Source organism: Arthrobacter agilis, assembly GCF_030816075.1.
Taxonomy (GTDB): domain Bacteria; phylum Actinomycetota; class Actinomycetes; order Actinomycetales; family Micrococcaceae; genus Arthrobacter_D; species Arthrobacter_D agilis_E.
Map to the genome: position 1 here is coordinate 788,722 of NZ_JAUSXO010000001.1, position 13,778 is coordinate 802,499.

Below are 13,778 nucleotides of genomic sequence, written 5' to 3' on the forward strand. Positions count from 1 at the left end.
CAGCGGGGCTTTCGGCCATAATGAGATCGGCGTTGCACCCGCCGGAACCCGTCCGGGGTCGCGGGCATCGGCCGGATCACGAAGGAGATGCGTGTACTACTGGAGAGACCTGGACAGCGTGCCCGCGGAGTTCGGGCCGTCCGTCCTGACGCTCGGCAACTTCGACGGCGTGCATCGGGGCCACCAGCGGGTCCTGCAGCAGGTCGTCGAGGCGGCACGGCAGCGCTCCGCGGCCGCCGTCGTCGTGTCCTTCGATCCGCATCCCGCCCAGGTGCACCGTCCCGAGTCGGCGCCCGAACTGATCATGGGCCTCGAGGACCGCGTCGCCACCCTCGCCGAGACGGGCATCGACGCGCTGCTGATGATGCACTACACCCTCGACCTGGCCGCAGACTCCCCGGAGGAGTTCGTCGAGCGGGTCTTCGTGCGGGCGCTGAAGGCCAAGGCCGTGGTGATCGGGCACGACGTCCGGTTCGGCCGGGGCAACAGCGGCGACCTCGACACCATGCGGGCGCTCGGCCGGACGCTCGGTTTCGAGGTCATCACCATCGACGACTTCGGCGCGAGCTTCCCCGTGGACGCGACGGACGCCGACGGTGACCGCCGGTGCTCGTCCACCTGGGTGAGGGAGGCCCTGGAAGCCGGCGACGTGGGCACCGCCGCCCGCGTGCTCGGCCGCTACCACCGCATGCGCGGCGACGTGGTGCACGGCGCAGCGCGGGGACGCGAGCTCGGCTACCCGACGGCGAACCTCGCGGCGTCCTCGCAGGGCTTCATCCCGGCGGACGGCATCTACGCGGGCTGGCTCGTCGACCAGGCCGGCACCCGGTGGCCGGCGGCCATCTCGGTCGGGTCCAACCCGACCTTCGACGGCGTCGACCGGCAGGTGGAGGCGCACGTCATCAACCGGCCGCCCGAGCGCGTGCAGGATTTCGACCTGTACGGGCAGGCCGTCGTCGTCGAATTCGTCGAACGGCTGCGCGGGCAGGTGGCGTACAGGGGGCCCGAGGCGCTGATCGAGCAGATGAAGCTCGACGTCGACCAGGCGCGCGGCCTGCTTTCGACAGAACAACAGCCCAGACGGTAAACTGGTCCCAGATCCGGCTGCAGTCCGTGGTGGCTGGATTTTTCTGTGTCGTCGTGCAAGCGACGCTCAGCACTTGTTCACGGTACAACTCTAGGAGTTACTCGTGGCCCTTGACGCCGCCATCAAGCAGGAAATCATCAAGGAATACGCTCTGGCCGAAGGTGACACCGGTTCACCCGAGGTTCAGATCGCGATGCTTTCCCGTCGTATCCTCGACCTGACCGAGCACCTGAAGATGCACAAGCACGACCACCACACGCGTCGTGGCCTGCTGCTTCTCGTGGGTCGCCGTCGTCGCCTGCTGGACTACCTGCGGGACACCGACATCACGCGTTACCGGTCGCTCATCGAGCGCCTCGGCCTGCGTCGATAACAGCATCGGAAGGCGGCATCCTCCCTCCCCGGGCGGAAGCCGCCTTCTTGCGCTGGACGACCAGCACCACCAGCAGGGCCTGCAGCAGCAGGAGAAACCAACGCACAACAGGGGTCAACCGGCACCGCGCATTCGCGGTCCTCGGTAGTGGTCTCCGGAACGCATACGACATGCCGCTCCGTGGATCTCGATCGAAGACCGGGTGCTGTGGACCGTCCACCAGGGACGGGACCACGACGGGTGCCGATTGCCTCCGATACCTGAGAAACGGAGGTGACTCTCTTGGAGGGTCCCGAAATTCAGTTCGCCGAAGCAGTGATCGACAACGGTCGCTTCGGAACACGCACCGTCCGCTTCGAGACCGGGCGTCTCGCCCAGCAGGCCGCCGGCTCCGCCATGGTCTACATCGACGAGGACACCGCCCTGCTCTCGGCCACGACCGCGGGCAAGCAGCCGCGTGAAGGCTTCGACTTCTTCCCCCTGACCGTCGACGTCGAAGAGCGCATGTACGCCGCGGGCCGCATCCCGGGCTCGTTCTTCCGCCGCGAGGGCCGCCCCTCCACCGAGGCCATCCTCGCGTGCCGCCTCATGGACCGCCCGCTGCGCCCCGCGTTCGTCAAGGGCCTCCGCAACGAGGTCCAGGTCGTCGTGACCGTCCTCGCGATCAACCCGGACGTCCGCTACGACGTCGTCGCCATCAACGCGGCCTCGATGTCCACCCAGCTGTCCGGGCTGCCCTTCTCCGGCCCGATCGGCGGCGTGCGCGTCGCCCTCGTCTCCGACGGCAGCGGCAACGACCAGTGGATCGCCTTCCCGAAGCACTCCGAGCTCGAGAACTCCGTCTTCGACATGGTCGTCGCCGGGCGCATCGCCGGTGACGACGTCGCCATCATGATGGTCGAGGCCGAGGCCACCGACAACTCCTGGAACCTCATCAAGGAGAACGGCGCCACGGCTCCCACCGAGGAGATCGTCGCCGACGGCCTCGAGGCCGCGAAGCCCTTCATCCGCGCCCTGTGCGAGGCGCAGGCCGACCTCGCCGCCCGTGCCGCGAAGCCGACCGTCGAGTTCCCCGTCTTCCTCGACTACCAGGACGACGTCTACGAAGCCATCGAGGCCGCCGGCTCCGAGAAGCTCTCGCAGGTCTTCCAGATCGCCGACAAGCAGGAGCGCAACACGGCGACCGACGCGCTCAAGGCAGAGCTCATGGACGCCCTCGGCGCCCAGTTCGAGGGACGCGAGAAGGAGCTCCCCGCAGCCTTCCGCTCCCTCAACAAGGCCGTCGTCCGCCAGCGCATCCTCAAGGACCAGGTCCGCATCGACGGCCGTGGCCTGAGCGACATCCGCAAGCTCACCGCCGAGGTCGAGGTCCTGCCGCGCGTGCACGGCTCCGCCATCTTCGAGCGCGGCGAGACCCAGATCATGGGCGTCACCACGCTGAACATGCTCAAGATGGAGCAGCAGATCGACTCGCTGTCGCCCGTCACGCGCAAGCGCTACATGCACAACTACAACTTCCCGCCCTACTCCACCGGCGAGACCGGCCGCGTCGGTTCGCCGAAGCGCCGCGAGATCGGCCACGGAGCACTGGCAGAGCGCGCCCTCGTGCCCGTCCTGCCGACCCGCGAGGAGTTCCCCTACGCGATCCGCCAGGTCTCCGAGGCGCTGAGCTCCAACGGCTCCACGTCGATGGGCTCGGTCTGCGCCTCGACGCTGTCGCTGCTCAACGCCGGTGTGCCCCTCCGGGCGCCCGTCGCCGGCATCGCCATGGGCCTCGTGTCCGACGTCGTCGACGGCCAGACCCGCTACGCCGCGCTGACCGACATCCTGGGAGCCGAGGACGCCTTCGGCGACATGGACTTCAAGGTCGCCGGCACGTCGGAGTTCGTCACCGCGATCCAGCTCGACACCAAGCTCGACGGCATCCCCGCCTCCGTGCTGGCAGCCGCGCTGAAGCAGGCCCGCGAGGCCCGACTGCACATCCTCGGTGTCCTGCAGGCCGCGATCGACGCACCGGACGAGCTCTCCGAGTTCGCCCCGCGGATCATCTCGGTCAAGATCCCCGTGGACAAGATCGGCGAGGTCATCGGCCCCAAGGGCAAGATGATCAACCAGATCCAGGAGGACACCGGAGCCGACATCTCGATCGAGGACGACGGCACCGTGCTGATCGGCGCCACGAACGGCGAGTCGGCCGAGGCCGCCCGCGCCGCCGTGAACGCCATCGCGAACCCGCAGGTCCCCGAGATCGGCGAGCGCTACCTGGGCACGGTCGTCAAGACCACGACCTTCGGCGCGTTCGTCTCGCTGACCCCGGGCAAGGACGGCCTGCTGCACATCTCCGAGCTGCGCAAGCTCGCCGGTGGCAAGCGCGTCGACAACGTCGACGAGATCGTGTCCGTGGGCCAGAAGGTCCAGGTCGAGATCACCAAGGTGGACGATCGCGGAAAGCTCTCGCTGTCGCCCGTCGTTGCCGACGAGCCGGCCGACGAGGTCGGCATCGAGCTGCCCGCCGCGACGGAGGGCGACGACTAACCTGTCGCCGCGCTCGTCCCGAGCAACCCCTGGCCCGCGGCCCCGGCGCCGACCGATCGACTCGGTCGGCGCCGGGGCCGTCGGCCTTTCCCGAACTCCCAGAAAGACCAGGATGCCCCTGTCCTCCGTAGTGTCCCTGCCCCTGCTGCCGACGCCCCGCACGGGCGCCGACGGCCTCGACCCCACCTTCGTGGCCGGGGATCCGGGGGGCAACGTCGTGCGGCGCAGCGTGCTGCCCGGCGGGGTGCGCGTGCTCACCGAGGCCATGCCCGGCCAGCGGTCGGCGACGATCGGCTTCTGGGTGGGCGTCGGCTCCCGTGACGAGGCCGACGGCCAGCACGGCAGCACCCACTTCCTCGAACACCTGCTCTTCAAGGGCACCACGCGCCGCTCCGCCATGGACATCGCGTCGGCGTTCGACGAGGTCGGTGGCGAGTCGAACGCCGCCACCGCGAAGGAGAACACCTGCTACTACGCGCGGGTGCTCGACTCCGACCTGCCCATGGCCATCGACGTCATCGCCGACATGGTGACGTCGGCCGTCCTCGACCCGGAGGAGCTCGAGCAGGAACGCGACGTCATCCTCGAGGAGATCGCGATGGACAGCGACGACCCGGCGGACGTCGCCCACGAGAAGTTCGTCGAGCTGGTCCTGGGGGACCACCCGCTCGGCCGGCCGATCGGCGGGACCCCGGAGGCCATCCGGGAGGTCCCGCGGGACTCCGTGCTCGAGCACTACCGCCGCTACTACACCCCGGCCGAACTGGTGGTCACCGCCGCGGGCGGCCTCGACCACGACGTCGTCTGCCGGCTCGTGCAGGAAGCCCTCGAGACCGCGGGCTGGACGCTCGACGAGGGCGCCCTGCCGGTGGCACGCCGCTCGACCGCCGAGTCCGCCGTGACCGGCGTGACGGGCACGCACGTCATCCGCCGGGCCGTCGAGCAGTCGAACATCCTGATCGGCTGCCCGTCCCTCACCGCGACCGACGAGCGCCGCTTCGCGATGAGCGTCCTGAACGCCGTCCTGGGCGGCGGCATGTCCTCCCGGCTCTTCCAGGAGATCCGGGAGAAGCGCGGCCTGGTCTACTCGACCTACTCCTTCTCGGCCTCCTACGCCGACGCCGGATACTTCGGCATGTACGCCGGGTGCTCGCCCGCCAAGACCGGGCAGGTCATCGAGCTGCTCGGCGCGGAGCTGGACCGGCTGGCCGCCGACGGGATCGACGCGGAGGAGCTCCGCAAGGCGGTCGGACAGCTCTCCGGCGGACTCGTCATGGCCCTGGAGGACAGCAGCTCCCGCATGTCCCGGCTCGGCCGGTCGGAGCTGGTGTCGGGGGAGTTCGTGGACATGGACACGTCCCTCGACCGGATCCGGTCCGTCACAGCGGAGGAGGTGCAGTCGCTGGCGCGTGGGCTGGCCGCCGCCCCCCGCACCACGGTCGTCGTCGGACCGTTCGACTCCGAGGCCGACTTCACCCGCCGGGGCCGCTAGCCGCCGGCGAAGGGCGGCAGGACGTCCAGCACGTCGTCGTCCTGCAGCACGGTGGCCGGATCGCGCAGCGCCACCTCGTTGAGCAGGAAGCTGCTGCGGGCCAGGACCTTCGCCAGGGACGGCCCCCCGCTCGCCCCGGGACGCGCCTGCAGGTCCGCCAGCACGGCCGCGAGGGTGCGGCCGCCGGCCAGGCGCTCCTCGTCCACGCCGGTGGCGGCCCGGGCCGCGCCGAAGTACCGCACGAGCACGTCAGCCACCGATGGCGCTCATCGACCGGTCGGGCTGCACGAAGTCCGCGGCGCCGAGTCCCGTGTGGTCCATGCCGTGGGCGCGGGGCTTCAGCCACATGGCGTCCTGCCAGCGCTGCGCCACCGCGTCGTCGTCCGCCCCGGAGCGCAGCAGCTCCCTCAGGTCCGTCTCCTCCCGGGAGAACAGGCAGCTCATGACCTTGCCCTCCGCGGTGACGCGCGTGCGGCGGCAGTCGGCGCAGAACGGCTCCGTCACGGACGCGATGATGCCCACCGTGCCGAGGACCACGCCGGGGTCCGCCTTCGCGCGGACCTCCCACCGCTCGGCGGGCGCGCCGTCGCGGGTGCGGGGATCCGGGGTGAGGACGAAGCGGGTCTCGACGAGCGCGCGCATCTCGGCGGCCGTCACCATGCCCTCCTTCGTCCAGCCGTGATCGGCGTCGAGCGGCATCTGCTCGATGAAGCGCAGTTCGAAGCCGCGGGCCACCGCCCACTCCACGAGGTCCGGTGCCTCGTGGTCGTTGATGCCGCGCATGAGCACGGCGTTGATCTTCACGAGTCCGAGGCCGGCGGCCGCGGCGGCCTCGATGCCCCTGAGCACCCGGTCCAGGAACGGCCGGCGCGTCAGCTGCGCGAAGGTGTCGGGGTGCAGCGAGTCCATGGAGACGTTGATGCGCGTCAGCCCGGCGTCCTTCAGCTGTGCGGCGCGCCGGTCGAGGCCCAGGGCGTTGGTCGTCATGGAGATCGGCAGGTCGGCGTGGTCGGCGCGCAGGTCCCGGATGATGTCGAGGAGGTCGGCGCGCACGAGCGGCTCGCCGCCGGTCAGGCGCAGCTCGCGGATGCCGAGCCGGTCGACGCCGATGCGCACCAGGCGCACGATCTCGGCACGCGTCAGGACCTGGTCCTTCTGCAGCCAGTTCAGGCCCTCCGCGGGCATGCAGTAGGTGCAGCGCAGGTTGCACTTGTCCGTGAGGGACAGGCGCATGTCCGTCGCGCGCCGGCCGTGGACGTCCAGGAGCCCCTGGGCGGCAGCCCTGCGGGCATCACGCGGCATTCCGAGGTCAACTCCCATGGATCGAGGGTACGCCCTCCGGCGGATCCGGCCCTATCGGTGCACGGGGAACGAGCCGGTGCCCGCGGTCGTGTACAGGGTGGCCTCGTCGGCGGCGTTCCGTCGCCGGGCCGGACGGGAAGGCAGCGATGATCCGACGGCGCACCTGGGCCGCGCTCTCCGGAGCCCTCGCGGTCGGTCTCGGCGTCATCGGCGGCGAGCTCGCCGCCGCAGCCCTGAGCCCCTCGGTGACCCCGGTCAGCGCCGTGGGCTCCGCCGTGATCGACATCCTGCCGCCCGGCGTCAAGGACTGGGCGATCGCCTGGTTCGGGACCGCGGACAAGACCGTCTTCCTCGCCGCCGTCGCCGTCCTCATCACGGTCCTCGCCCTCGCGGCAGGCATCCTCGAGTACCGCAGGACCTTCGCGGGCCGCGCGGTCGTCGCGGGCTTCGGCGTGATCGGCGCCCTCGCCGTCGCCTCCCGGCCGCAGTCGTCGCTCGTGTCGTTCGTGGCGCCGGTCCTCGCCGCACTGGTGGCGATCCTCGTGCTCGGCGCCCTGGTGCGGTCCCTGCGCGCCTGGGACCGGGCGTCCGAGGACGGCGCAGGAGGGCTCCCGGCACGCCGACGGTTCCTGCAGGGCGCCTCCGGTGCTGCCGTCGTCGCCGTCGCCACGGGCGCCGCCGCGACGGGCGTGCGCTCCACGCAGTCCGCCGTGGCGGGTCAGCGCGCGGCCGTCCGGCTCCCCGCGCCCACGGAGACCGGCCCGCCGCCCCCGGTGGGATCCGTCATCCCCGCCGGCGCGGACCTCGGCGTCGAGGGGCTTACCAGCCTCGTGACACCCTCCGACGACTTCTACCGCATCGACACGGCCCTCGTGGTGCCGGTCGTCGATCCGGCGCAGTGGTCCCTGAAGGTCACGGGACGCGTGGACCGCGAGGTCGAGATCACCTTCGACGACCTGCTGGCCCTGCCCCTCATCGAGCGCCACATCACGCTCGCCTGCGTGTCCAACACCGTCGGAGGGGACCTCACCGGCACCGCCCGCTGGCTCGGCTGGCCGGTCCGGGAGCTCCTGGCCCGCGCCGGCGTGCAGCCGGGCGCGGACATGGTCCTGTCGCGGAGCGTCGACGGGTTCACCGCAGGCACGCCGCTGGAGGCGCTCACCGACTCCCGGGACTCCCTGCTCGCGGTCGGCATGAACGGGGAACCCCTGCCGGTCGAGCACGGGTTCCCCGTCCGGCTCGTGGTGCCGGGCCTCTACGGGTTCGTGTCCGCCACCAAGTGGGTGAGCGAACTGACGGTGACCCGCTTCGCCGACGACCGCGCGTACTGGTCCACGCGCGGCTGGTCCGAGCGCGGCCCCGTCAAGACCTCCTCCCGCGTCGACGTGCCACGGCCCTCCGCCCGCGTGGCGGCGGGCGACGTCGTCGTCGCGGGCGTGGCATGGGCGCAGCACACCGGCGTGGAGGCCGTCGAGGTGAGGGTCGACGGCGGCCCCTGGCAGCGCGCGACGCTCGGCACGCCCATCTCCGCCGACACCTGGTGCCAGTACCGTGCCACGATCCCGCTGGAGGCCGGCACCCACACCGTGCAGTCGCGGGCGGTGGACCGGGCAGGAGGCGTGCAGTCGGAGGCCTCGGTGGCACCGGCCCCCGACGGGGCCGAAGGTCTGCACACGGTAACGTTCACGGTGACCTAGACCACCTGCCGGTCCCCGTGGCCCTCCGCGACAGGACCGCCGGCCGATGCGCGGAAGGCAGTCATGAGGGGAAGGCAGTCATGAGAAGAACCGTCGCCGAACACCGGGCCGCCGTCGCCGGCCTCCTGCGCTGGAGCAGCGGATACGACGGCAGCGCACCGGAGGTCCTGCCGCTCATCGACGCCCAGGGCCGCGCCCTCGCCGAGGACGTGCGCGCGCCGGTGAGCCTGCCGCCCTTCGACAACTCGCAGATGGACGGGTACGCCGTCCACTCCGACGACCTCGAGACCGTGTCCCCGCTGCCCGTGGCCGACGCCATCCCCGCCGGCTCCGTGCCGCGGCCCCTCGCGCCGGGCACCGCCGCGCCTATCATGACCGGCGCCATGCTGCCCGAGGGGGCGGCCGCCGTCGTGCCCATCGAACGTGCCGACCCGGCGCAGTTCCCCACCGCGGCGGACCGGGCGGCGGGCCCCGTGACCGTCCGCCTGCCCGGCGGCATCCACCCCGGGCTGTTCGTGCGGCGGGCGGGCAGCGACATCGCCGAGGGCGAGGTCGCCCTGCCGGCGGGCACGCTGCTCGGCCCCGCCCAGCTGGGGCTCCTCGCGGCCTGCGGCGTCGGGACGGTGCGTGTCCGCCCCCGCTTCCGCGTGCTGCTGCTCTCCACCGGCGACGAGGTGGCCGAGCCCGGCACCCCGCTCGCTCCCGGGACCATCTACGACGCCAACTCCACGCTCCTCGAAGCGGCCCTGCGGGAGGCCGGGGCCGACGTCACGCGCCACCGGCTCCCTCGGCGACGACCCGGCCGTCCTCCGGGACGCGATCGGCGCGATCCCCGCCGGCAGCACCCACCTCGTGCTCAGTACGGGAGGGATCAGCCAGGGCGCGTACGAGGTCGTGAAGCAGGCGCTGGCGGACAGCAGCGTGGAGTTCTCCTCCGTCGCCCTGCAGCCCGGCGGCCCGCAGGCGCACGGGACCATCTCGGGCATCCCGTTCCTCGGGTTCCCCGGCAACCCGGTCAGCGCCCTCGTCTCCTTCGAGATGTTCCTCCGCCCCGCCCTCCGCACGCTCACCGGTGCGCCGGCCCCGCGTCCCGTGCTCGACGCCGTCCTCGTCGACGGCCTCGAGAGCCCCGACGCCAAGCATCAGGTGCGCCGCGGCCTGTACCGGGACGGGAAGGTGACCCTCGTGGGCGGACCCGGCTCCCATCTGCTGCACGCCCTCGCCGCCTCCAACTGCCTCGTCCACGTGCCCGTCGGGGTCGCCGCCCTCGCCGCGGGGGACCGCGTGGAGGTCACGCTCACGGGCCCCGTGCCCGAGGATCCCTTCGCCGTCGAGGACGTGCTCGTCCTGGCGGACGCAGGGACGGATCCGGCCGGCACTGGTTGAATGGACTCCGCAGAAAGGATCCAGCCATGACCCCACCACCTTCCACGCCGCCGCCCGTCGACGGCCTGTCCCACGTCCGCGCCGACGGCACCGCCCACATGGTCGACGTCTCGGGCAAGCAGGCCACCGTCCGCCAGGCGGTCGCCGAGGCCACCCTCGAGACCCGGGCCGACGTCGTCGCGCTCATCACCGAGGGGGACCTGCCGAAGGGCGACGCCCTCGCCGTCGCGCGCGTCGCCGGGATCATGGCCGCCAAGCAGACCTCGTCGCTGATCCCGCTGTGCCACCCGCTGCCGCTGTCGAAGGTGACCGTGGACTTCGAGCCCGACGGCGGACGCGTGCGCATCACGGCGCTCGTACGGACCACAGCGCTCACCGGCGTGGAGATGGAAGCCCTCACCGCGGCGTCCGTCGCGGCCCTGACCCTCTACGACATGATCAAGGCCGTGGACAAGCACGCCGTGATCAACGGCACCCGCGTCCTCGCGAAGTCCGGCGGCAAGAGCGGGGACTGGAGCGTATGAGCGCCCTCCGCACCGCCGCCGTCGTCATCGCCTCGACGCGCGCCGCCGCCGGCACCTACGAGGACGAGTGCGGGCCCGCCATCGCGGACTGGCTCTACCGGCACGGCTTCGCCGTCGCGGACGCCGTCGTGGTGCCGGACGGCGACGCCGTGGGAGCCGCCATCGGCGCCGCGCTCGAAACCCGCCCGGCGGTCCTCCTCACGAGCGGCGGGACCGGGCTGAGCCCCGACGACGCCACCCCCGAGCAGACCGCCCCCTACCTGACCCGCAGCCTGCCGGGCATCATGGAGGCCATGCGCCGCGCCGGCGCCGCCACGGTCCCCACCGCCGCCCTCAGCCGGGGGCTGGCGGGCACCGCGGGCTCGACCTTCGTCCTCAACCTGCCCGGCTCGCCCGGCGGGGTACGCGACGGACTCGACGTCCTCGCACCGCTCATCGACCACATCTGCGCCCAGCTGGAGGGCCACCATGACCACCGGTGAAGTCGTCCACGCCGCCGTCGCCGCCACCCCGATCACCCCCGAGGAAGCCCACGCCGGCGTCGACTCCCCGCACTGCGGCGCCGTCGTCGGCTTCAGCGGCGTGGTGCGGGACCACGACGGGGGACGCTCCGTGACGTCGCTCAGCTACTCCGCGCACCCGAGCGCGGAACGGGTCATCCGCGAGGTCGCCGGGGAGATCGCCGCCCGTCACGACGGCACCCGCATCTGGGTGGCCCACCGCATCGGCCCCCTCGCGATCGGCGACCAGGCACTCGTCGCCGCCGTGGGCGCGGCCCACCGCGGGGAGGCGTTCCGGGCGTGCTCGGACCTCGTGGACCTCGTGAAGGAACGCGTGCCCATCTGGAAGGAGCAGTTCTTCGCGGACGGGACCGTGGAGTGGGTCGGCGCAGGGACCGAACAGTAGGGTTGACCCCATGACTGAACACCTGCCCGTGGCCGTCCTGGGTGCCCGGGGCCGCATGGGGACCGAGGCCGTCCGCGCCGTCGAGGCGGCTCCCGACCTCGAACTCGTCGCGGCGCTCGGCAGCAGCGATCCGCTCGACTCGCTGGTGTCCGCGGGGGCACGCGTCGTCGTCGACCTCACCGTCCCGGACGCCACGTTCGACAACGTGGTGTTCGCCGTCGAGCACGGCATGCACGCCGTCGTCGGGACGACGGGCTGGACCGACGACCGCCTCGCCCACCTGGAGTCCCGCCTGGCCGCCACCCCCGGCACCGGTGTCCTGATCGCCCCGAACTTCGCGCTCGGCTCCGTGCTCGCCACGGCCTTCGCCGCCACGGCGGCGCGCTACTTCGAATCCGTCGAGGTCGTGGAGCTGCACCACCCCGACAAGGTGGACGCCCCCTCGGGCACCGCCGTCCGGACCGCCCAGCTCATGGCTGCCGCCCGCGCCGCCGCGGGCGTCCCGGACGCGCCCGACGCGACACGCGAGCAGCTCACCGGTGCGCGCGGCGCCAGGGTCGACGGCGTCCCGGTCCACTCCGTGCGCCTCCGCGGGCTCACCGCGCACCAGGAGGTGCTCCTCGGCAGCCCGGGGGAGCAGCTCACCATCCGTCACGACTCCTTCGACCGCGCCTCGTTCATGCCCGGTGTGCTCCTCGGCATCCGCTCGGTCGCCGACCATCCCGGCCTGACCGTCGGCCTCGACGGCTACCTCGACCTGCGGGCCGGCGGGACCCGGTGAGCGCCGTGGAGTTCTACCGCCAGCACAGGGTCAAGCTCGGGGTCCTGCTCATCACCGCCCTGCTCGTCTTCTGGCTCGCCGTGGCCTTCCAGCGCAGCTTCCTCCTGCTCGGCGACCCCGAACCGGTCGCGAAGGCGATCGGCGCCGGCTATCTCCTCCTGCCGTGCATCGGCGCCTGGGCCCTGATCCGGGAACTGCTCTTCGGCGCGCAGACGCAGCGGATGGCGCGGCAGCTCGAGGGCGAGGGAGGGCTCCCCGTGGACGACCTGCCGAGGACACCGAGCGGGCGGATCGTGCGCTCCGCCGCGGACAGCGCGTTCCCCGCCTACGAGGCCGAGGTCGAGGCCGACCCCGGGAACTGGCGCAGCTGGTTCCGCCTCTCGTACGCCTACGACGCCTCAGGGGACCGCAAGCGCGCCCGCAGGGCCATGCGCGACGCCGCGAAGCTGTACCGGCAGGACGCCGCAGCCTGAGCCCTGCCGCCGGGCACGCAGTGCCCTCGGCCGGCAGCTAGCGCCGCACCTCGGCGCGGCCCTCGCGCGCGGCGTTCGCGGCACCGGACGTGAGCAGCTCCAGCGGTCCCCGGGAGTGCACACGCTGGAACAGGATGCCGATCGCGACCGCGGCGACCGCCTGCAGCCAGAAGAGCTGCAGCGGATCCGGCAGCGGGACCAGCTGGTCCGTCCAGCTCATCACGCAGACGTGGAGGCTGTAGAGCGTGAGCGTCATGGCGCCGGGCGCCGAGAGGGGCAGGAGCGCGGAGGGGAACCGCCGCGTCAGCAGGAGGCACAGCGCGACGACGGCCGCGGCCGACCCGGCCACGTGCACCAGGTCCAGCGTCGTCCCCGAGTGCGGTGCGCTGACGGCGAGCCACCACCAGGAACCCGACTGGTCCACCCCGGTGAGCCCGACGTCGAGCATCGCCTCGAGCGGGTAGCGGCTGCCCTCGGGCGTCGCGACGAGCGCGGCGAGCCCGCCGCCCGGCCCGAGGAGCTGCGCGCTGACCAGGCGTGCGCCGACGGCGGCGACGACGCCCGCCGCGAGCAGGCCCGCCTGCACGCCGAGGCGCGAGAGATCCAGCCGCCCGATCACCATGCCGACCAGGAGGAACCCGAGCCACTGCAGCACCGGGTAGTAGCCGGTCAGGAAGACGTCCGCGGCCAGCGTCTGCGGGACGAGGAAGTGCTCGAAGAGCGGGTTCCCGCCGAGCGAGGGCGGGACGACGGTCCCGGTCACCACGGGCCGCAGCAGGTGGGCCGCGACGGGCGCCAGCAGCACCCAGCCCGCGGCCCACACCGCGAGCGGCCGGACCCGGAGGCCCGTGAACGGCAGGGCGAGGAGGAAGAGCACACCGTAGTGGAACAGGATGATCGCGATGTTCGTCTCCACGCCGCCGAGCACGAGGCCGATCAGCGCGATGATCACGGCCCGCACGGCGATGCCGGTCCGGTCCGCGGCGAGCAGGCGGTCACGATGCGGCGAGCGCCCTCCGGTCAGGAGGGCCAGGCCGATGCCCGCGACGACGGCGAACAGCCCCGACGCGCGGCCGGAGAAGAGCAGGGCCGTCCAGGTGGCCTCGATGGTGCCCGGGGCGTAGAGCGGGAGGATGTGCGTGCTCATCATGCCGAAGAGCGCCACGCCGCGGGCTGCGTCGATCCCGGTCAACCGCCGGGGGGCGGACTTCGTGTGCATCCC

At 72.4% G+C, this 13,778-nt stretch carries 14 protein-coding genes and 1 pseudogene; 12 read left to right on the forward strand and 3 right to left on the reverse strand.

Translation table 11 applies throughout. The annotated features are described in order from the left end of the window. Window positions 1–91 precede the first annotated feature (91 nt). The 4 genes from QFZ50_RS03450 (at window position 92) to QFZ50_RS03465 (ending at window position 5,487) form a co-directional block, all read left to right on the forward strand. Complete coding sequence (locus QFZ50_RS03450) at window positions 92–1,087, forward strand: bifunctional riboflavin kinase/FAD synthetase (protein ID WP_307081928.1); 996 nt, start codon at window positions 92–94, stop codon at window positions 1,085–1,087. A gap of 103 nt (window positions 1,088–1,190) precedes the next feature. Beyond that, on the forward strand, window positions 1,191–1,460 hold the full coding sequence (gene rpsO, locus QFZ50_RS03455) for a 30S ribosomal protein S15 (RefSeq protein ID WP_087072138.1): 270 nt from the start codon (window positions 1,191–1,193) through the stop codon (window positions 1,458–1,460). 282 nt (window positions 1,461–1,742) lie between these two features. Then, entirely contained in the window at window positions 1,743–3,995 is a 2,253-nt protein-coding gene (locus QFZ50_RS03460; RefSeq protein ID WP_307086636.1) for a polyribonucleotide nucleotidyltransferase, read from the forward strand. Window positions 3,996–4,107: 112 nt separating this feature from the next. Next, window positions 4,108–5,487, forward strand: a complete 1,380-nt coding sequence (locus QFZ50_RS03465; RefSeq protein ID WP_307081936.1) for a M16 family metallopeptidase — start codon at window positions 4,108–4,110, stop codon at window positions 5,485–5,487. Here the strand turns inward: QFZ50_RS03465 and QFZ50_RS03470 are convergent. Together QFZ50_RS03470 and moaA are read right to left on the reverse strand one after the other, a co-directional pair. Continuing rightward, on the reverse strand, window positions 5,484–5,735 hold the full coding sequence (locus QFZ50_RS03470) for a MoaD/ThiS family protein (RefSeq protein WP_307086639.1): 252 nt from the start codon (window positions 5,733–5,735) through the stop codon (window positions 5,484–5,486). The two genes, QFZ50_RS03465 and QFZ50_RS03470, sit on opposite strands and share 4 nt — an antisense overlap. A 1-nt stretch (window position 5,736) precedes the next feature. Further along, complete coding sequence (gene moaA / locus QFZ50_RS03475) at window positions 5,737–6,807, reverse strand: GTP 3',8-cyclase MoaA (RefSeq protein ID WP_307081938.1); 1,071 nt, start codon at window positions 6,805–6,807, stop codon at window positions 5,737–5,739. 128 nt (window positions 6,808–6,935) lie between these two features. On the opposite strand from moaA, the gene QFZ50_RS03480 reads away from it, so the two are divergent. The 8 genes and pseudogenes from QFZ50_RS03480 (at window position 6,936) to QFZ50_RS03515 (ending at window position 12,556) form a co-directional block, all read left to right on the forward strand. Next, window positions 6,936–8,486: a molybdopterin-dependent oxidoreductase gene (locus QFZ50_RS03480; RefSeq protein ID WP_307081940.1), complete on the forward strand. Its 1,551-nt coding sequence runs from the start codon at window positions 6,936–6,938 to the stop codon at window positions 8,484–8,486. A gap of 80 nt (window positions 8,487–8,566) precedes the next feature. Beyond that, window positions 8,567–9,040: pseudogene (locus tag QFZ50_RS03485) on the forward strand (gephyrin-like molybdotransferase Glp); the annotation flags it as partial. 73 nt (window positions 9,041–9,113) lie between these two features. Beyond that, a complete protein-coding gene (locus QFZ50_RS03490; RefSeq protein ID WP_307086641.1) occupies window positions 9,114–9,872 on the forward strand; it encodes a molybdopterin-binding protein in 759 nt (252 codons plus the stop codon). Between the two features lie 26 nt (window positions 9,873–9,898). Further along, a complete protein-coding gene (gene moaC, locus QFZ50_RS03495; RefSeq protein ID WP_307086643.1) occupies window positions 9,899–10,396 on the forward strand; it encodes a cyclic pyranopterin monophosphate synthase MoaC in 498 nt (165 codons plus the stop codon). Beyond that, the gene (locus QFZ50_RS03500; protein ID WP_307081942.1) at window positions 10,393–10,878 is read left to right on the forward strand and encodes a MogA/MoaB family molybdenum cofactor biosynthesis protein; all 486 of its coding nucleotides are present in this window, start codon (window positions 10,393–10,395) and stop codon (window positions 10,876–10,878) included. Before moaC ends, QFZ50_RS03500 begins: the two co-directional genes overlap by 4 nt. After that, entirely contained in the window at window positions 10,865–11,302 is a 438-nt protein-coding gene (locus QFZ50_RS03505; protein ID WP_307081945.1) for a molybdenum cofactor biosynthesis protein MoaE, read from the forward strand. The genes QFZ50_RS03500 and QFZ50_RS03505 overlap by 14 nt, the downstream gene beginning before the upstream one ends. Window positions 11,303–11,312: 10 nt before the next feature. Then, window positions 11,313–12,083: a 4-hydroxy-tetrahydrodipicolinate reductase gene (dapB, locus tag QFZ50_RS03510; protein ID WP_307081947.1), complete on the forward strand. Its 771-nt coding sequence runs from the start codon at window positions 11,313–11,315 to the stop codon at window positions 12,081–12,083. After that, window positions 12,080–12,556 carry a hypothetical protein gene (locus QFZ50_RS03515; RefSeq protein ID WP_307081949.1) on the forward strand — a complete coding sequence of 159 codons (477 nt, stop codon included), beginning with the start codon at window positions 12,080–12,082 and terminating at the stop codon, window positions 12,554–12,556. Before dapB ends, QFZ50_RS03515 begins: the two co-directional genes overlap by 4 nt. A gap of 37 nt (window positions 12,557–12,593) precedes the next feature. On the opposite strand, the gene QFZ50_RS03520 is transcribed toward QFZ50_RS03515, so the two are convergent. Further along, entirely contained in the window at window positions 12,594–13,775 is a 1,182-nt protein-coding gene (locus QFZ50_RS03520; protein WP_307081951.1) for a heparan-alpha-glucosaminide N-acetyltransferase domain-containing protein, read from the reverse strand. Window positions 13,776–13,778: the final 3 nt, after the last annotated feature.

Excerpts from the sequence above, each read along its gene's own strand:
- moaC (WP_307086643.1), top strand. The coding sequence starts at position 9,899 with ATGACCCCACCACCTTCCACGCCGCCGCCCGTCGACGGCCTGTCCCAC.
- QFZ50_RS03520 (WP_307081951.1), bottom strand. The coding sequence starts at position 13,775 with ATGCACACGAAGTCCGCCCCCCGGCGGTTGACCGGGATCGACGCAGCC.
- QFZ50_RS03505 (WP_307081945.1), top strand. The coding sequence starts at position 10,865 with ATGACCACCGGTGAAGTCGTCCACGCCGCCGTCGCCGCCACCCCGATC.
- QFZ50_RS03480 (WP_307081940.1), top strand. The coding sequence starts at position 6,936 with ATGATCCGACGGCGCACCTGGGCCGCGCTCTCCGGAGCCCTCGCGGTC.
- QFZ50_RS03465 (WP_307081936.1), top strand. The coding sequence starts at position 4,108 with ATGCCCCTGTCCTCCGTAGTGTCCCTGCCCCTGCTGCCGACGCCCCGC.
- QFZ50_RS03500 (WP_307081942.1), top strand. The coding sequence starts at position 10,393 with ATGAGCGCCCTCCGCACCGCCGCCGTCGTCATCGCCTCGACGCGCGCC.
- moaA (WP_307081938.1), bottom strand. The coding sequence starts at position 6,807 with ATGGGAGTTGACCTCGGAATGCCGCGTGATGCCCGCAGGGCTGCCGCC.
- dapB (WP_307081947.1), top strand. The coding sequence starts at position 11,313 with ATGACTGAACACCTGCCCGTGGCCGTCCTGGGTGCCCGGGGCCGCATG.